General features: G+C 60.7%; 16 protein-coding genes. 8 read left to right on the top strand and 8 right to left on the bottom strand.

Annotated features, from left to right (window positions below):
• Positions 1-93: 93 nt before the first annotated feature.
• Entirely contained in the window at positions 94-1395 is a 1302-nt protein-coding gene (locus AC58X1_RS16675) for a mechanosensitive ion channel family protein (RefSeq protein WP_465884483.1), read from the top strand.
• A 728-nt stretch (positions 1396-2123) separates the two neighbouring features.
• Here the strand turns inward: AC58X1_RS16675 and AC58X1_RS16670 are convergent.
• On the bottom strand, positions 2124-2627 hold the full coding sequence (locus AC58X1_RS16670; protein WP_497429172.1) for a DinB family protein: 504 nt from the start codon (positions 2625-2627) through the stop codon (positions 2124-2126).
• 279 nt (positions 2628-2906) lie between these two features.
• On the opposite strand from AC58X1_RS16670, the gene AC58X1_RS16665 reads away from it, so the two are divergent.
• On the top strand, positions 2907-4562 hold the full coding sequence (locus tag AC58X1_RS16665; protein ID WP_497429171.1) for an ABC transporter substrate-binding protein: 1656 nt from the start codon (positions 2907-2909) through the stop codon (positions 4560-4562).
• Positions 4563-4660: 98 nt separating this feature from the next.
• Here the strand turns inward: AC58X1_RS16665 and AC58X1_RS16660 are convergent, their stop codons facing one another.
• Both AC58X1_RS16660 and AC58X1_RS16655 read right to left on the bottom strand, forming a co-directional pair.
• A complete protein-coding gene (locus tag AC58X1_RS16660; protein ID WP_150571573.1) occupies positions 4661-5104 on the bottom strand; it encodes a GFA family protein in 444 nt (147 codons plus the stop codon).
• A 380-nt stretch (positions 5105-5484) separates the two neighbouring features.
• Positions 5485-6786 (bottom strand): MFS transporter, encoded by a 1302-nt coding sequence (locus AC58X1_RS16655; RefSeq protein ID WP_101317597.1) that lies wholly within the window; start codon positions 6784-6786, stop codon positions 5485-5487.
• 490 nt (positions 6787-7276) lie between these two features.
• On the opposite strand from AC58X1_RS16655, the gene AC58X1_RS16650 reads away from it, so the two are divergent.
• The gene (locus tag AC58X1_RS16650; RefSeq protein ID WP_497429170.1) at positions 7277-8071 is read left to right on the top strand and encodes a substrate-binding domain-containing protein; all 795 of its coding nucleotides are present in this window, start codon (positions 7277-7279) and stop codon (positions 8069-8071) included.
• 47 nt (positions 8072-8118) lie between these two features.
• On the opposite strand, the gene AC58X1_RS16645 is transcribed toward AC58X1_RS16650, so the two are convergent.
• Positions 8119-8691 (bottom strand): TetR/AcrR family transcriptional regulator, encoded by a 573-nt coding sequence (locus AC58X1_RS16645; RefSeq protein WP_188035585.1) that lies wholly within the window; start codon positions 8689-8691, stop codon positions 8119-8121.
• Positions 8692-8840: 149 nt separating this feature from the next.
• Between AC58X1_RS16645 and AC58X1_RS16640 the strand changes: the two genes are divergently transcribed.
• Positions 8841-9635: an SDR family NAD(P)-dependent oxidoreductase gene (locus tag AC58X1_RS16640; protein WP_497429169.1), complete on the top strand. Its 795-nt coding sequence runs from the start codon at positions 8841-8843 to the stop codon at positions 9633-9635.
• On the opposite strand, the gene AC58X1_RS16635 is transcribed toward AC58X1_RS16640, so the two are convergent.
• The 3 genes from AC58X1_RS16635 to AC58X1_RS16625 form a co-directional block, all read right to left on the bottom strand.
• Entirely contained in the window at positions 9625-10506 is an 882-nt protein-coding gene (locus AC58X1_RS16635) for a carboxylate/amino acid/amine transporter (RefSeq protein WP_188035583.1), read from the bottom strand. The two genes, AC58X1_RS16640 and AC58X1_RS16635, sit on opposite strands and share 11 nt — an antisense overlap.
• 91 nt (positions 10507-10597) lie before the next feature.
• Positions 10598-11197 (bottom strand): FMN-dependent NADH-azoreductase, encoded by a 600-nt coding sequence (locus AC58X1_RS16630; protein ID WP_497429168.1) that lies wholly within the window; start codon positions 11195-11197, stop codon positions 10598-10600.
• A 109-nt stretch (positions 11198-11306) separates the two neighbouring features.
• The gene (locus tag AC58X1_RS16625; protein ID WP_150572160.1) at positions 11307-11621 is read right to left on the bottom strand and encodes a 3-phosphoglycerate kinase; all 315 of its coding nucleotides are present in this window, start codon (positions 11619-11621) and stop codon (positions 11307-11309) included.
• 48 nt (positions 11622-11669) lie between these two features.
• Between AC58X1_RS16625 and AC58X1_RS16620 the strand changes: the two genes are divergently transcribed.
• The 4 genes from AC58X1_RS16620 to AC58X1_RS16605 all read left to right on the top strand — a co-directional run bounded on the left by AC58X1_RS16620 (position 11670) and on the right by AC58X1_RS16605 (position 15865).
• Positions 11670-12593: a LysR family transcriptional regulator gene (locus AC58X1_RS16620; protein WP_103436513.1), complete on the top strand. Its 924-nt coding sequence runs from the start codon at positions 11670-11672 to the stop codon at positions 12591-12593.
• 13 nt (positions 12594-12606) lie between these two features.
• On the top strand, positions 12607-13419 hold the full coding sequence (locus AC58X1_RS16615) for an alpha/beta fold hydrolase (protein ID WP_101317579.1): 813 nt from the start codon (positions 12607-12609) through the stop codon (positions 13417-13419).
• On the top strand, positions 13413-13970 hold the full coding sequence (locus AC58X1_RS16610; protein ID WP_101317577.1) for a peptidylprolyl isomerase: 558 nt from the start codon (positions 13413-13415) through the stop codon (positions 13968-13970). Before AC58X1_RS16615 ends, AC58X1_RS16610 begins: the two co-directional genes overlap by 7 nt.
• 62 nt (positions 13971-14032) lie before the next feature.
• Complete coding sequence (locus AC58X1_RS16605) at positions 14033-15865, top strand: ABC transporter ATP-binding protein (RefSeq protein ID WP_181088303.1); 1833 nt, start codon at positions 14033-14035, stop codon at positions 15863-15865.
• A 51-nt stretch (positions 15866-15916) separates the two neighbouring features.
• On the opposite strand, the gene AC58X1_RS16600 is transcribed toward AC58X1_RS16605, so the two are convergent.
• Positions 15917-17044, bottom strand: coding sequence for a GNAT family N-acetyltransferase (locus AC58X1_RS16600; RefSeq protein ID WP_497429167.1), 1128 nt, complete (start codon positions 17042-17044; stop codon positions 15917-15919).
• Positions 17045-17140 lie beyond the last annotated feature (96 nt).

Here is a 17140-nt window from a genome sequence, read left to right as displayed (position 1 = left end):
TCCGCCGCCAGAACCGAATTTCTTTTGGCAACTTTGCCCCGATCCGCGCTCTAATTGACCCTCGTTCCGCAATACAGACCGCTTTTTTAGCCTATGGACATTCAACGACTCTGGTTCAACGCCCTTGATCTCTGGGGCACTCTCGACCAACACCCGACCTTGCACGCCGCCATTGGCCTGGGTGTACTGCTGCTGGTATCGCTGATTCTCGGCCGCCTGGCGCGGTTTCTGGTGCTGCATGCCAGCCGCCTGCTGGCCCGCCAACAAGCCCTCAGGTGGTTCGACGACCTGCGCCACAACAAGGTATTTCATCGCCTCGCGCAAACCACGCCGTCGCTGATCATCCAGTTCGGCCTGAAGCTGGTGCCGGAGCTCGGCGCCACCGCCCAGCACTTCCTGGGCAACGTCGCGCTGGCCTTCACCCTGCTGTTCATGACCTTGGCGCTGGCATGCCTGCTCGATGCCCTGCTCGACATCTATGCGCGCACCGAACACGCCCGCACCCGCTCGATCAAAGGCTACGTGCAGCTGGCCAAGATGGTGCTGTGGGTATTCAGCATCATCGTCATCATCGCCACCCTGATTGACCGCTCGCCATTGCTGCTGCTGTCGGGTCTGGGCGCCATGTCGGCGGTACTGCTGTTGGTCTATAAAGACACCCTGCTGTCGTTCGTCGCCAGCGTACAGTTGACCAGCAACGACATGCTGCATGTCGGCGACTGGATCGAAATGCCTCAGGTCGGCGCCGACGGTGACGTGGTCGACATCACCCTGCACACGGTCAAGGTGCAGAACTTCGACAAGACCATCGTCTCCATCCCCACCTGGCGCCTGATGAGCGAGTCGTTCCGCAACTACCGCGGCATGCAGCAATCCGGCGGCCGCCGGATCAAACGCAGCGTGTTCATCGACGCCGCCGGCGTACGCTTCCTCAGCCTCGAAGAAGAGCAGCGCCTGGCCGGCGTACGCCTGCTGGGCGACTACCTGGCAAGCAAGCGCAAAGAGCTGCAGGACTGGAACGAAGCCCAGGGCCTGGTCGCCGACCTCTCGGCCAACCGGCGCAAGCTGACCAACATCGGCACCTTCCGCGCGTTTGCCCTGGCCTACCTGAAAGCCCACCCCGACGTGCACCCGAACATGACCTGCATGGTCCGCCAGATGCAGCCCACCGCCGAAGGCGTGCCGCTGGAAATCTACTGCTTTACCCGTACTACCGCGTGGGCCGAGTACGAGCGGATTCAGGGCGATGTGTTCGATTATCTGCTGGCGGTGCTGCCGGAGTTCGGCCTGAGTGTTTATCAGCAGCCGAGTGGTAATGACATGCGGATTGGCCTGGCCGGGCGTGCGGCGCCTGAGCCGGCGCCGCGGCGGCTGGAAGAGATGAGTGAGGCGTGAAATTTGCGGCAAATCGCAGGTCTGACGGTCCGTTGACCTGCCTTTCACTTAGTTTTCACGAACGACTTGGCAATCTATAGCCATCCCTACGTGATAGACCTTGGCCCGCCTAGCAGCGGGCTTTCTTTTGCCTGCGATTCTTGGTCAGGGCGTTCAATACAAGCCGCATTGACCCCGTCCTAATCTGGCGCAGGACGGCGCTGGTGGAAGACATTGATTCCGCATTTGGAGCAGAAGTAATTGCAGCCTTACACGACTGGCTGTGAAGGGTCTAAACCAGAGGGTCGAGGATGACCGCTTTCGACCCATAGCTGCCCTTCAAGGAGGGCAGAAATCGGCCAAAAGCGGACAGTCCCACTGGGACTGGGCTGGTATCCCTGAGGCTCGAAGGCATCTATGAAACTCGGGGCGATTCATTTTTAACATTCTCGTCTGCCCCCCAAAACGGGGCCGAATGGCAGCAATTGGCCGAAAGTAACCAGTCTTGAGCGTCCGCCTCTGGTCGGTAACTGTCTTCCGCGAATGGCCGCTATGGGTAGATTGCGGACATTGGATTTAATGCCGAAGCGGTCAGGTTCAGTGTGTTTCGATCTCGAGACCTTCTCCTTCGCTGGACGACTGAAAGTAGTAGTTGATCAGCTCAAACTCGGCGTCGGTTGCCGCGAGTCATGCTCCCCTCTGGCTTTCGCTGACACCAGCAGAAGATCTCGAAACACTAGATGTCGCGTCTATCCAGATGCCGACTGGCGACGCTGCGGTTCGGCGCCATGAATGAACACGGTGTAGGTATCAGCCGGACGTTTGCCTCCGACCAGATCAAGCGCATGGCCAATCGCGCCCCGGTGATAGGTGCCGTGGTTGATGAGGTGGAAGAGGATTTCCTGGCGCGTCAACGCCCCATGCTGCCCATCCGAAAACACAAAACTTACAGTGCTGCAAAGCTCCGTCGGGGTAATGCGCGCCAGGTAATCGGTGGCCCACGCATCGCATGCGGTCAGGCGCTGTGTGAGGGCGTGCAGATCAGGAATGACAGCGGTATTAGTTGCAGGATGCGGCGCTTGCTCGCCCAGCAGGCGAGCTTTGAACAATTCCTCGACTATGACCATATGGTTGAGCTGTTGGCGCATGAATTCGAACGCTGGCGTGGCCTGGCCCATTCCTTCAAAGTCTGCCAAAGCGGCCAAGGTGCGCTCATCGGCCCACACTTTATAGCGGTAGGCATCCTTCAACATTTTCCCTCCTTACGCGTCGATCCAAATTCAGCGAAAGGGTAGCAGTGGTGTGTAGGTGGCAGCTTGGGGTCGAAAGCTGTCGGGCCCGACCGACCCTTTTTGGCCAGTAGTTGCCTGTTATAGGGAATCAGGCGCCAGCCACGCCGAAGCGAGGATAACGGCCGCTTTGGTCATCGTGGCTGGCGATTGCTGGCCCTGCATGCGCGATGTCACAATGCCGACCCATGCCCTGCAACGCCTTGCACGCTCAACCATGAGCGCGATTAACGGACCTTCACGATGCCCAGCCTCCGTTGCTGTTCTAACGCGCTCGACCGGCCGGAGAGAGTTCTGCTGGTTCGGCTGCGTCGACTGCTGTGTTTTGTGCTGCTCTCGGCTCAGGCTGCGTGGGCGAGCCCTGTCACTCAAGAGAATAGTGCTGCGCAAGTGATTGATGTACAGCTACGTTGGAAACATCAGTTCCAGTTCGCGGGCTACTACGCCGCCATCGCTCAGGGCTATTACCGCGAAGAAGGGCTGGACGTGCACTTGCACGAAGGCGGCCCCAATGTCACACCGGTCGAAGAAGTGCTCTCTGGGCGTGCCCAATACGGCGAAGCCAATAGTGAATTGCTCTACGCACGCCTGCATGGAAAGCCCTTGGTAGCTCTGGCGGTGATTTTTCAGCACTCACCTTCTGTGCTCGTGGCTCGTACAGATCAAGGTGTTCGCACTGTGCACGACCTGATCGGCAAGCCGTTGATGCTGATGAATGCGCAGACCGATGCCGATTTTCTGGCGATGTTCCGTAGCGAAGGTATAGCCCTCGAAAAACTACAGCTGATACCCAGCAGTTTTCAAATTGGGGATCTGGCCAGCGGTAAAGTGACGGCGTTCAACTCATACCTGACCAACGAGCCCTTCTACCTGCAAGAACGGGGCGTGGCATACAACATCATCTCGCCCGTTACTTACGGGATCGACTTCTACAGCGACATCCTGTTCACCAGCCAGGCCGAGATTGACGAGCATCCACAGCGCGTCGAGGCCTTCCGCCGCGCCACGCTGCGCGGCTGGCGCTACGCGATGGATAACCCCGAGCAAATCATAGACCTGCTGCTCAATCAGTATTCGCTGGAGAAAAGTCGCGCGCACTTGCAATTCGAAGCTGAGGCCATGCGTCCGCTGGTGGTATCTGACCTGATCGAGATCGGGCATATGAACCCAGGGCGCTGGCAACGTATGGCTGAAACTTTCCTCGAACTGGGCATGGTCGACAGTATTGCCGGATTGGAAAACTTCATCTACGACCCCAACCCGCCGCAACTCGTCGAGCGACTGCGCAAGACCATTGTTCTGGTCAGCATCGGCTCTGCGCTTGTCCTGATGTTCGCTCTGATTCTGTTGAATGCCCAGCGCCATCTACGCAACGAGATAAAGTTGCGCAAACTCGCACAAGAGGAAGTACACAAGCTGGCTTTCTATGACAGCCTGACTGGCTTACCAAATCGAAATAGTTTTATTCCCTTCGCTAGTCAGAGGCTGCTCGACGCAAAGAAGCGTGGAGAGCATCTGGCCTTGTGCTATATCGACTTGAATCACTTCAAGCAGATCAATGATCGTTATGGCCACCAGGCGGGCGATGCCATGCTGATCCACGCAGCCTCGGCAATCAAATCCAATATTTGCGAGTTTGAAATAGCGGCGCGCATGGGCGGTGATGAATTTGTCGTGCTGCTCGACGGCGCGCATCACCGAAACGATATCCAGCGCGTCACCGGGGAAATCTGCGAAGCCGTCGCCTTGCCCATTCCATGGGGAAACAGCCAAATCAAGGTTAGCGCCAGCCTAGGGGTGGCGTGGTATCCGGAAGATGGTGAAGACCTCGACGATTTGATTTTCAAGGCTGACACCGCCATGTTCCAAAGCAAAGCCAGTATCGCTGCGCAGGCTTGAAGCTGCTGCAGACGCAGCCCGAGCAGGGCAGCGAGCTGTCCACGCTGATCGCATCTATCATCCGCCAGTTTCGGAAGCCGAGTAGACAAGCTGGATAATCACTCAGGATTGTTCTCGTAGCGCAGCCAGCCTGCCACTCGCGAGCCCCCATCTACGCGGTCTTTAGGGTGAGTGCGGCCATCACTGACAGTCACCTCAGGGAAATCAAACGGGCTCATGCCTTCAATACAGGCCACATTGACCCCGTACTGATCAGGCGCAGAACGGCGCTGATGGAAGGTGTAGATGCCACACTTGGAGCAGAAGTAGTGCTTGGCTTCACGCGTGTGGAACTGATAAAGCGTGAGCGCCTCTTGCCCTTGGGTGACGGTGATATCGTCCAGGTTGGCTGATACCGCAACGGCACCGCGCATGCGGCAGAGCGAGCAGTTGCACCGGCGCGCAGTACGCACACCATCGGTCAAGCGCACTGAAAACTGCACAGTCCCGCAATGGCAGGCGGCCTGGTACACGGGACGATCATCGTTGCTTGCATCAGCCATGGCGATTCTCCAGAGGCATCCGAGGCAAAAGGGGCGCAGGTCTGACACTCCATTGACCTGCCTTTCACTTAGTTTTCACGAGCGACTTGGCAGTCTATACCCATCCCTACGTGATAGACCTTAGCCCGCCTAGCAGCGGGCTTTCTTTTGCCTGCAATTTTTCGTCAAACCATGCGTCTCCAGCATACCCACCTCAGTTCTCAGGGTGCCGCTGGCATAAGTGTGCTGCGCCAGACACTTACACTGATTTGACAGCCACGAGAAAAACTCACCTTGGTGAGCCAGTGGCTATTGGCTTTGCTCGCCCAGAGTAGGGCTTCCAGGAAGACGCATCGGGCTGATGCCTGGCAGCTGAGCCGCCAGGCGTCGTCACAACCCGATCAAACCGCCGCGTGTGGCTGAGCGGTCTTGACCCGGCGGTACAACACCAGCGTGGCACACAACGCGCAGCCAGCAGCGAAGGTTACCCAGTACGCCGGCGCAGCCTTGTCACCGGTGAGGTGGATCAGCCAGGTCGACATGGCTGGGGTGAAGCCGCCAAACAACGCCGTGGCCAGGCTGTAAGCCAGCGAGAACCCGGCCACTTTCACCTCAACCGGCATGATCTCGGTCAGCGCCGGGATCATTGCGCCGTTGTAGAGCGCATAGAGGAACGAGAACCACAGCAGCACTTCAAGCATGTGCGAGAAGCTCGCTGCCTGAGCCAGGTACGACAGCGCCGGGTAAGCGGTGAACAGCGTCAGGACGGTCATCGCTATCATCATCGGCTTGCGCCCGAAGCGGTCGCTGAGCATGCCGCCGATGGGCAACCAGAAGAAGTTCGATACGCCGACCAGCAGCGTCACCAGCAAGGCGTCGGTGGTGGTCAGGTTGAGTACGGTCTTGCCGAAGGTCGGTGCATACACGGTGATCAGGTAGAAGGCGCTGGTGGTCATTGCCACCATCAACATGCCGCCGATGACAACACCCCAGTTGCTGGCCAGTGTTGCCACCACCTGCTTCATGGTCGGACGATGGGTGCGATTGGCGAACTCTTCGGTTTCCTGCAGGCTGCGCCGCAGCAGGAAGATGAACGGGATGATCATGCAACCCACGGCAAACGGTACGCGCCAGCCCCATTCGCTGATCTGCTCAGGCGCCAACCACTGGTTCAAGCCGTAGCCCAGTGCTGCGGCAACGATGATCGCCACTTGCTGGCTGCCGGACTGCCAGCTGGTGTAGAAGCCCTTGCGCCCAGGCGTGGCCATTTCCGACAGGTAGACCGACACCCCGCCCAATTCGGCGCCAGCCGAGAAGCCCTGCAGCAGCCGTCCGAGCAAGACCAGGGCCGGTGCCCACAGGCCAATGCTGGCGTATCCGGGCACCAGCACGATCAACAGCGTACCGCTGGCCATGATCGACAGGGTCACGATCAAACCTTTGCGCCGGCCCACGTCATCGATATAGGCACCGAGCACAATGGCGCCCAGCGGGCGCATGAGGAAGCCCGCGCCGAACACCGCAAAGGTCATCATCAGGGAAGCGAATTCACTCGCCGCAGGAAAGAATGCGGTCGCAATCTGAGTGGCGTAGAAGCCGAACAGGAAGAAGTCGAACTGCTCGAGAAAATTACCCGAGGTGACGCGGAACACGGCTGCGGCGCGGGAACGGGCAGTGCCCGCAGCGGGGGATGAAGCATGCATGACGGATCTCCAGCGATATTCTTAAAATGCTTGTTACGCTCTAAACTAGAGTATGCGGGACACATTTTGAAACAGTTAGTGTTTAATTTTCATGGATTGATGCGTCTTTGTTATCAATCGCTATATCCAAACCCCACTTCAGAGGCTGAATCTGCAGCCATTTGAACGCTACAGCCGGCATCGGACTGGTGTGTGAAATCTGACGGCGTGTTGACTTCACTTTCACCTAATTTTCACGGCAAGGGGCGCAATCTATAGCCATCCCTACGTGTGATTGAACTTGCCCGCCTAGCAGCGGGCTTTCTTTTGCCCGCGATTTATCACCCTGCAAGGGAGTGCCCGATGCCGCAGCGTCTGCACTGCTGTACCGATGTAGGCAATAGTCGTTCACGCCGCTTGCTCAGAACATGAAACATCCTTCACGGCCCGTTAACTGAACCGGGGGCTGCGCCTCAGTAATCTGGATTCTTTTGTTCCGGAGAACACTCCCATGCTTCGAACGATGTCCTGCGCGGCACTGTTGCTGGCCACCTTCGCGTGCTCGGCAGCTGAAGCCGTACCTGGCGACGCGAACACCCTGACCGTGCTCAGCTCGGGCGGCATCATGGGTGCGATTCGCGAAGTGGCGCCGGCTTACCAGAAAAAGTTCGGGGTCAAACTGAATGTTCTGGCGGCGCCGTCGATGGGCGACACCCCGCAGGCGATCCCCAACAGGCTGGCCAAGGGTGAGGATGCTGACGTGGTCCTGATGGTCGGCTCGGCGCTGGACACGCTGGTCGCTGACGGCCAGGCAGACAAGGCCAGCCGCATCGACCTGGGCAAATCGTTCATTGCCATGGCCGTGCGCCAGGGCGAGCCGAAGCCGGACATCAGCACGATGCAGAACCTGCGCAAGGTGCTGGTGGAGAGCAAATCGGTCGCCTATTCGGACAGCGCCAGCGGTGTATATCTGTCCAGGACGTTGTTCCCACGTATGCAGCTGGGGTCGGAGTTCGATGCCAAAGCCCACATGATCCCGGCCGAACCGGTCGGTGCAGTGATCGCTCGCGGGCAGGCGCAGATCGGCTTTCAGCAGCTCAGCGAACTCAAGCCGGTACCGGGCATCGACATCGTCGGCTTGATCCCGGCCGAGGCACAGAAGATGACCATGTATTCCGGCGCCATGGTAAGCAAAAGCCAGCATCAGGCAGCGGCCAAGGCACTGCTTGAATACCTCGCTTCGCCTCAGGCAGATGCGGCGATCAAGAGCAGTGGCTTGTCACCGCTGCCGCACCACGCCAGCTGATCACCGAGAAAATGACCACAAGGTTTGCGCAGCCGCGCAAGCCTTGCTCAGTCGGCAGCCAGCGCATCCAGCAGCTCGGCCCGGCACGCTTGCAGTATTTCATCTGCCAGCGCTGAGTCATCCGGGCACGCCCGCGACAACATGACGGCACCAACGGCATGAGTAAACAGGCTCACGACTTTGGCGCGCGCCTGCTCGGGCGTCGCCCCTGTCCCCGCCCGGTACTTCTCTTCAAGGGCTGCAAGGGTCTTTTCGATGCCACTGGCGAAGGTCGCCTTGACCTCATCGGACTGACGAGCAGCATCGCCACCCAAGGCTGCAACGGTGCAACCTGTGTCTCTGCCATCTCGGTGGGCGCGGGAGACGTAGCGATTGACGAACTCCTCCAGGCCAATAGTGCACGCACCGGCGGCAGACCTCTCCAGGCTGAGCGCTGCCGCTTCGGCCATCAGGTCGGCCTTTGAGCCAAAGTGCTTGTAGAACCCCCCTTGCGTGAACCCGGCAGTGGCCATCAGCTCGGCCACACCCACACCGTCGTAGCCGCGTTCACGAAACAGCTGCGAAGCCGTCTCGACGATATGCGCGCGATTAGCGAGTGATTGCGTCTTGGTGATCTTCATGGGGCGCCTCGGGAACTTCGTAACGATGGCCCAGCATACTCTGATGTCGACCATAATCAAAACCGTTGACAGTTTTGATTACGATCGACATCATAAAACCGCTTCCCCATCTGACCGTCCCAACAGCCACTCACCTTGAGTACTCGTCCATGAACAATGCTGAAACCGTACTGATCACCGGCGCTTCTTCTGGCATCGGCGCAACCTACGCCGAGCGCTTCGCCCAGCGCGGCCATGATCTGATGTTGGTAGCCCGTGACAAGACCCGCCTGGATGCCCTCGCCGCAACGCTGAGCCAGCAATATGCCGTGGCCATCGACGTGATTCAGGCTGACCTGACGCAAAGCAGCGACCTGGCGACCGTCGAAGCCCGCTTGCGCGATGACAGCAGCATCACCCTGCTCGTCAACAACGCCGGCGCCGCGCAATCCGGCAGCTTTATCGAGCAATCAACGGACAGCGTGGCCAACCTGGTCGCGTTGAACACCACCGCCCTGGTTCGACTGGCCAGCGCCATCGCGCCACGGCTGGCGCAGACCGGCAGCGGCGCGATCATCAATATCGGTTCTGTGGTGGGCTTGGCGCCGGAATTCGGCATGAGCGTGTACGGCGCGACCAAGGCGTTCGTGTTGTTCCTGTCACAGGGGCTGAGCCTTGAACTGGCGCCCAAGGGCGTCTATGTCCAGGCGGTTCTGCCTGCAGCGACACGCACGGAAATCTGGGATCGTGCCGGTATCGACATCAATACCCTGACTGAGGTGATGGCCGTGGGCGACCTGGTCGACGCTGCCCTGGTCGGCTTCGATCGCCGCGAGCCGGTGACCATCCCGCCCCTGCAGGACGCTGCACGCTGGGATGCGCTGCAGCTTGCCCGGCAAGGCTTGCTGGCAGAGATTCGCCAGTCCGTCGTCGCCGAGCGCTATCAAGGTCAGGCTATCGCCTGACCCCGCCAACGGCTGGCGCAGCGTGATTGCTGCCCAGCCGGCTGAGCCAGACCGAGGCCAGAATCATCAAGCCACCTATCAGCAAGCGCCCAAGCGGCTCGTGCTGGTTCCAGATCAGCAGGTTGAGCAGCAAGCCCACTGGCACATGCAGGTTGTTCATCACCGCAAGCGTTGCGCCAGAAACCAGGCAGGCGCCCTTGTTCCACCAGTACAGCCCCAGCGCCGTCGGCACCAGCCCCAGGAACAACAGCACCAGCCACTGCACATCGGTGCTCGGCAGGCGCTGGGCATTGCCGAACAGCAGAAACGCCGGCAGCACCACCAGCAGCGCGCCGAGGTAGAAGTAGCCGAAGCGTCTGTAGTGAGGTAAGTCGCTGGGGTTGCGGGCGATCAGGTGGCGATACAGCACCTGACCTGCGGCATAGGTGAAGTTGGCCAGTTGCAGCAGCAGGAAGCCGATGAAGAACTCGCCACTGATGCTGTCCATGCGGATCACCGCCGCACCCGCCACTGCGACCAGTGCAGCCACCAGCGCCCAAGGGTTGAAGCGCCGGTTCAGGGCGTCTTCGATCAAGGTCACGTGCAACGGCGTGAGGATGGTGAACAGCAGCACCTCGGGCACAGTCAGCACGCGGAAGCTCAGGTACAGGCAGACGTAGGTGACGCCGTATTGCAGGGCACCGATCAGCAGCATCGAGCGCAAAAAGCGCGGTTCGACCTGGCGCCAGCGGGTCAGCGGCAGAAACACCAGCCCGGCCAACAGCACCCGCGCCAGTACGGCGAAGTAGCTGTCGACGTTGCCGGCCAGATACTCGCCGATCAGGCTGAAGGAAAACGCCTGGATCAGCGCGACGATAATCAGGTAGCCCATGGTGCTCTCTCGCAAATCAAGGCGGCGACCTTAGCCGGTTGCGCCACCCTGGGCAACAGATCTGCAGCGGGCAACATCAAGCCTCAGTGGCTCACGCCAGCGCGGCCAGCCTGGCCTTGGCCTGGTTGACGCCCTTCTCGTGAAAATCACCACTCATGTTCAGCCCTTCAGCGTGGATGAACTCCACGTCGTGAATGCCAATGAAGGCCATGGCCTGACGCAGGTACGGTTCCTGATGATCGCTGCCGGCACCGGCATGAATGCCGCCACGGGCAGTCAGAACGATGGCGCGCTTGCCTTGCAGCAAGCCCTGCGGTCCGGTCGGGGTGTACTTGAAAGTGATACCTGCGCGCAGCACATGGTCCAGCCAAGCCTTGAGGGTGCTGGGAATGGTGAAGTTGTACATTGGCGCCGCCATCACCAGCACGTCGGCGGCGAGCAGTTCGTCAGTCAGCTGGTTAGAGCGCTCGAAAGCCTCCTGCTCAGGCATGGACCGTTGCTCCGCAGGCTTCATCCAGCCGCCGAGCAGGTCGGCGTCAAGGTGCGGCAGCGGGTTGGCGGCAACGTCGCGCAGATTGATCTGGTCGCCAGGATGCGCCGCTTGCCACAGCTGGATGAAGTCGCGGGTCAGCTGGCGCGACACGGAATCTTGCTGGCGGGCGCTGCTTTCGATGATCAATACGTGGGACATGCTGCCTCCATTGGCATAAACGGGATGCGATTCAATGGAGGCGAGATTAGAGGTTGACCTATCGATAAAAAAGCGTAAAAAGTAGAGCCAATCTATCGATTTATCCGTTTTATTGCGGCTGACAGCTCAGCGCGATGCGCAGCTTGATGATCTGCCGGTTGAACTTCGCGGTCACGTCCACGCTTTTGTTTGCCGGCACCACTACGCGCCGCACGCGAGGCGCTTCCGGGCCGTTGCGAAAGCTGACCTTGCACGCCGCGGCCACTTCGCCGTAGTTGTTCACGGTAATGCTGCCGATGTCCTGATCAGTGTCATAGGCGGTGTAGTCGATCTTCACCCCGCTGATGTCCTTGGCCACATCGATCGGATAAGCCATTGCGCTCAATGGCAGGCACAGCAAGACAGCCAGACAATATTTCTTCACAGGGCGCTCTCCTTGAAAGAGCGCAGCTTAGGACAACAGGAGCCGAAGATGAAAGCGCCGCGCGTAACCCTTGATCAGTGGCGAACCCTGCAGGCAGTGGTCGACCACGGCGGGTTTGCCCAGGCAGCCGACGCCCTGCACCGTTCGCAATCGTCGGTCAGCTACACCGTGGCGCGCATGCAGGAGCAACTCGGCGTGCCGCTGCTGCGCATCGACGGGCGCAAGGCCGTGCTGACCGAAGCCGGCAACGTGCTGCTGCGGCGCTCGCGGCACCTGGTCAAGCAGGCCAGTCAGCTGGAAGACCTGGCCCACCATATGGAACAAGGCTGGGAAGCCGAGGTGCGCCTGGTAGTCGATGCAGCGTACCCCAGCGCCCGCCTGGTGCGCGCACTGAGCGCGTTCATGCCGCAAAGCCGCGGCTGCCGCGTGCGCCTGCGCGAAGAGGTGTTGTCCGGGGTCGAAGAAGTGCTCCACGAAGGCATCGCCGACCTTGCCATCAGCAGCTTCAGCATCGGCGGTTACCTGGGCACCGAGCTGAGTTCGGTCGAGTTCATCGCCGTCGCCCACCCGGAACACAGCCTGCACCGACTGGGCCGCGAGATCACCTTCCAGGATCTGGAAAGCCAGTTGCAGGTGGTGATCCGCGACTCCGGCCGCGCTCAACCGAAAGATGTCGGCTGGCTCGGCGCCGAGCAGCGCTGGACAGTCGGTAGCCTGGGCACCGCCGCGACCTTTGTCGGCAGCGGTCTGGGCTTTGCCTGGCTGCCGCGGCACATGATCGAGCGCGAGCTGCGCGAGGGGCTGCTCAAGCCATTGCAACTGGATCAAGGTGGCAGTCGCCACCCACTGTTCTACCTTTACTCGAGCAAAGAGAAAGCCCTCGGCCCGGCCACGCAGATCCTCATCGATCTGCTGCGCAGCTTCGACACCGCGCCGCTGGATGTGCCTTTCGCCGCCCCTCCACAAGCCTGAGAAGCCCGCGCCCATGGCCTATTTCGAACATGAAGGCTGCACCCTGCACTACCAGCAATACGGTCAGGGCGAACCGCTGGTGCTGCTGCACGGCCTCGGTTCGAGCAGCCTCGACTGGGAGCTGCAGGTGCCGCTGCTGAGTCAGCACTACCGGGTGATCCTGCTCGACAGCCGCGGCCATGGCCGCTCGGACAAACCCACCGACGGCTACCAGATCGCAACCTTCAGCGAAGACCTGCTGGCCCTGCTCGAACACCTGCAGACCGGCCCGGTACACCTGGTTGGCTTGTCGATGGGGGGCATGATCGGCTTTCAGTTCGCCGTCGATCACCCGCGCTGGTTGCGCAGCCTGTGCATCGTCAACAGCGCCCCCGAGGTCAAACGGCGCACCCGCAGCGATTGGGTCTGGTGGGCCAAGCGCTGGGCCCTGGCCCGCGCCCTGAGTGTCGAGACGGTGGGCAAGGGCCTGGCCGCGCGCCTGTTCCCCAAACCAGAGCAGGCTGACCTGCGGGAGAAGATGATCCAGCGCTGGGCGCGCAACGACAAGCGCGCCTACCTGAAGAGCTTCGACGCCATCGTCGACTGGGGCGTGGCGGAACGCATCGGCCAGATCCAGTGTCCGACACTGGTGATCGCCGCCGACCACGATTACACCCCGGTACAACTAAAACAGCGTTACGTCGAACGGATCCCGCACGCCAGGCTGGCGGTAATCGAAGATTCGCGGCACGCTACGCCGCTTGATCAAGCCGAGGTCTTCAACCAGACCCTGCTGCAGTTCCTCACTAGCGTTTCCACCTCTCAAGGATCTTTGAGCCCATGCTGAAAAAAATTCTGCTCGCTGCCTGTTCGGTTGCTTTTGCCACTAGCGTCCTGGCCTCGGACAAGACCCCGCACGTGCTGCTCGACACCAGCTTCGGTCCGGTCGAAATCGAGCTGAACGCCGAAAAAGCACCGATCAGCACCAAGAACTTCCTGCAGTACGTGGACAGCGGCTTCTACAACAACACCATCTTCCATCGGGTCATTCCGGGCTTCATGGTGCAGGGCGGTGGCTTCACCGAGCAGATGGTGCAGAAAGACACCAAAGACCCGATCAAGAACGAAGCCAGCAATGGCCTGCGCAACACCCGCGGCACTTTGTCGATGGCGCGCACGTCCAACCCTAACTCGGCCACCAGCCAGTTCTTCATCAACGTGAATGACAACGCCTTCCTCGACCCGGGCCGTGACGCTGGCTATGCAGTGTTCGGCAAGGTCACCAAGGGTATGGAAGTGGTCGATCAGATCGTCAACTCGCAGACCACCGTGAAAAAAGGCATGCGTGATGTCCCGGCTGACCCGGTGTTCATCAAGTCCGCCAAACGCATCGACTGACCGCTGGTTTCACAGGGACGTGATACTGCCTGCGGTCGGGTAGAACAGGAGTTGCAATGCCCATGCTGTACCGCCGTTTCGAAAAGCTCATCGATATCTTCCGTGATGCTCCGAGCGAGGCTCCACCAAGTACGGTGTGGGCCTTCTACCTGTACTACCTGCGTCAGGTCTGGCCGAGCTTCGTTGCCCTGCTGATCGTCGGCCTGGTCGCAGCGCTGATCGAGGTGGCGATGTTCGGCTACCTGAGCCGGATCATCGACCTCGCCCAGGGCACCCCGGACCCGAACTTCTTCAGCCTGCACGGCGCCGAGCTGCTGTGGATGCTGGTGGTGGTGCTGCTGATCAGACCGCTGTTCTTCGGCCTGCATGACCTGCTGGTGCACCAGACCATCAGCCCGGGCATGACCAGCATGATCCGCTGGCAAAACCACAACTACGTGCTCAAGCAGAGCATGAACTTCTTCCAGAACGACTTCGCCGGGCGCATCGCCCAGCGCATCATGCAGACCGGCAACTCGCTGCGCGACTCGGCGGTGCAGGCGGTGGATGCGCTGTGGCACGTGCTGATCTACGCGATCAGTGCGCTGGTGCTGTTCGCCGAGGCCGACTGGCGCCTGATGGTACCGCTGCTGGTGTGGATCGCCTGCTACATCGGCGCACTTTGCTACTTCGTGCCACGGGTCAAGGCGCGAGCGGTGGTGTCTTCGGATGCCCGCTCCAAGCTGATGGGTCGGATCGTCGACGGCTACACCAACATCACTACCCTCAAGCTGTTTGCCCATACCGACTACGAGCAGCAGTACGCCCGTGAAGCGATCAGCGAGCAGACCGAGAAAACCCAGCTGGCCTCGCGCGTGATCACCAGCATGGATGTGGTCATCACCACGCTCAACGGTTTGCTGGTAGTCACCACCACCGGCCTGGCGCTGTGGCTGTGGAGCAACTCGCTGATTACCGTGGGTGCCATTGCCCTCGCGACCGGCCTGGCGATCCGCATCGTCAACATGTCGGGCTGGATCATGTGGGTGGTCAACGGCATCTTCGAGAACATCGGCATGGTCCAGGACGGCCTGCAGACCATTGCCCAGCCGGTCACGGTCACCGATCAGGCGCAGGCACCAGCGCTTGAAGTGACGCGCGGCGCGGTGCGCTTCGACAACGTCGGCTTCAACTATGGCAAGGGTCGCAGGGTCATCGATGGCCTGAACCTGGATATTCGTCCGGGTGAGAAGATCGGTCTGATCGGCCCGTCCGGCGCCGGCAAGTCGACTCTGGTCAACCTGCTGCTGCGTCTGTACGACGTTGAAAGCGGGCGCATCCTGATCGACGGGCAGAACATCGCCGAGGTCAACCAGGCCAGCCTGCGCGCACAGATCGGCATGATCACCCAGGACACCTCCTTGCTGCACCGCTCGATCCGCGACAACCTGCTGTACGGCAGGCCCGACGCGACCGACGAGGAAGTCTGGGCCGCCGTGCGCGGGGCCAGGGCCGATGACTTCATCGGCCAGTTGTCCGACTCGCAGGGCCGCACTGGCTTCGATGCGCATGTGGGCGAGCGCGGGGTCAAGCTCTCGGGTGGCCAGCGCCAGCGCATCGCGATTGCCCGGGTACTGCTGAAGAACGCGCCGATCCTGATCATGGACGAAGCCACCTCGGCACTCGACTCAGAGGTGGAAGCGGCTATTCAGGAGAGCCTGGAGACGCTGATGCAGGGCAAGACGGTGATCGCCATTGCCCACCGACTGTCGACCATCGCGCGCATGGATCGACTGGTCGTACTTGACCAGGGCCATGTGGTCGAGACCGGCACCCACGCCGAACTGCTCGCCCATCAGGGCTTGTATGCACGCTTGTGGCATCACCAGACGGGCGGCTTCGTCGGGGTCGACTGACAGCCTTGTCGCGCCGAGCCTGTACAGGCTCGGCGTACACCTTGCTGACCCTTACTCCTGACGATAAGGCAGCAGGCTCCGCGCCTCTTCGGCGTAGGCTCTGACGCCCTCCCCCTCCTGCTGCAAAAACTCCGCAACCGCCTCCCGCAAGCCTGGATGCAGCAGGTAATGCCACGAGCGAGTGATGACTGGCTCGAAGCCGCGAATCAGCTTGTGCTCGCCCTGCGCGCCAGCATCAAAACGTTGCAGCCCTTCAGCGATAGCGAAGTCCATGCCCTGATAAAAACAGGTCTCGAAGTGCAGCCGGTCGAACTCATCCAGGCAGCCCCAGTACCGCCCGAACAGGCTGTCGCCGCCGACCAGGCTCAAGGCCATGGCCACATCGCGGCCGGCCTGACGCGCAATTACCACGCGGATGGCCTCGGGCATGCGCTCGGCCAGCAGGCTGAAGAACTCACGGGTCAGATACGGCGCACGCCCGCGGATGGTGTAGGTGTTGGCGTAGCACAGGTAGACAAAGTCCCACTGCAGCTCGCTTAGCTGATCACCGCGGTACCACTGGAAGTCGATACCGTGGCCAACCACCTGCTCACGCTCCTTGCGCATCTGCTTGCGCTTGCGCGAGCTGAGCGTGTCGAGAAAGTCCTGGAAATCTCGATAGCCGCGGTTGCGCCAGTGAAACTGACAACCGAGGCGCTCCAGCCATCCCGGCAAGCCGGCGATGGTCTGGTCCAGCGCGGTGTCGGTGAAGTTGATGTGTGCGCCGGACAAGCCGCCCTTGTTCAGGTACTCAGGCAAGGCCTGCAACAACAGCAAGCCCTCGGCTGGATCCTGCATCAGCACGCGTGGGCCACTGACCGGGCTGAACGGCACCGCGCCGAGCAGCTTGGGGTAGTAGGCGATACCGGCCCGGGCACAGGCATCCGCCCAGCCGTGATCGAACACATACTCGCCAAACGAATGCCACTTGCGATAGGCCGGCAACAGCGCGCGCACCTCGCCGTCGCGCTCCAGCACCAAGTGCTCGGCGGCCCAGCCGGTGGCCCGTACCACACTGCCGCTGTCTTCCATGGCACTGAGAAAGGCATGCCGCAAAAACGGCTGGCCAGCGGGCACCAGTGCATCCCAGCTAGCGGCTGGCAGGTCGCGGATGTGGGCAAGGCTGTACAAGCTGATCACGATATAAGCGCTCGTCGAGGTGGCCGCCAGTATCCGGCAAGGATGGCGCCACTGACAAATCCAGGCGGACTGTTTAACCGCAGTGCCACTAAATAG

Source organism: Pseudomonas sp. PGPR N4, from assembly GCF_059693665.1.
This window is presented reverse-complemented; position numbering and strand designations above follow the sequence as displayed.

Excerpts from the sequence above, each read along its gene's own strand:
- AC58X1_RS16675 (WP_465884483.1), top strand. The coding sequence starts at position 94 with ATGGACATTCAACGACTCTGGTTCAACGCCCTTGATCTCTGGGGCACT.
- AC58X1_RS16670 (WP_497429172.1), bottom strand. The coding sequence starts at position 2,627 with ATGTTGAAGGATGCCTACCGCTATAAAGTGTGGGCCGATGAGCGCACC.
- AC58X1_RS16665 (WP_497429171.1), top strand. The coding sequence starts at position 2,907 with ATGCCCAGCCTCCGTTGCTGTTCTAACGCGCTCGACCGGCCGGAGAGA.
- AC58X1_RS16660 (WP_150571573.1), bottom strand. The coding sequence starts at position 5,104 with ATGGCTGATGCAAGCAACGATGATCGTCCCGTGTACCAGGCCGCCTGC.
- AC58X1_RS16655 (WP_101317597.1), bottom strand. The coding sequence starts at position 6,786 with ATGCATGCTTCATCCCCCGCTGCGGGCACTGCCCGTTCCCGCGCCGCA.
- AC58X1_RS16650 (WP_497429170.1), top strand. The coding sequence starts at position 7,277 with ATGCTTCGAACGATGTCCTGCGCGGCACTGTTGCTGGCCACCTTCGCG.
- AC58X1_RS16645 (WP_188035585.1), bottom strand. The coding sequence starts at position 8,691 with ATGAAGATCACCAAGACGCAATCACTCGCTAATCGCGCGCATATCGTC.
- AC58X1_RS16640 (WP_497429169.1), top strand. The coding sequence starts at position 8,841 with ATGAACAATGCTGAAACCGTACTGATCACCGGCGCTTCTTCTGGCATC.
- AC58X1_RS16635 (WP_188035583.1), bottom strand. The coding sequence starts at position 10,506 with ATGGGCTACCTGATTATCGTCGCGCTGATCCAGGCGTTTTCCTTCAGC.
- AC58X1_RS16630 (WP_497429168.1), bottom strand. The coding sequence starts at position 11,197 with ATGTCCCACGTATTGATCATCGAAAGCAGCGCCCGCCAGCAAGATTCC.
- AC58X1_RS16620 (WP_103436513.1), top strand. The coding sequence starts at position 11,670 with ATGAAAGCGCCGCGCGTAACCCTTGATCAGTGGCGAACCCTGCAGGCA.
- AC58X1_RS16615 (WP_101317579.1), top strand. The coding sequence starts at position 12,607 with ATGGCCTATTTCGAACATGAAGGCTGCACCCTGCACTACCAGCAATAC.
- AC58X1_RS16610 (WP_101317577.1), top strand. The coding sequence starts at position 13,413 with ATGCTGAAAAAAATTCTGCTCGCTGCCTGTTCGGTTGCTTTTGCCACT.
- AC58X1_RS16605 (WP_181088303.1), top strand. The coding sequence starts at position 14,033 with ATGCTGTACCGCCGTTTCGAAAAGCTCATCGATATCTTCCGTGATGCT.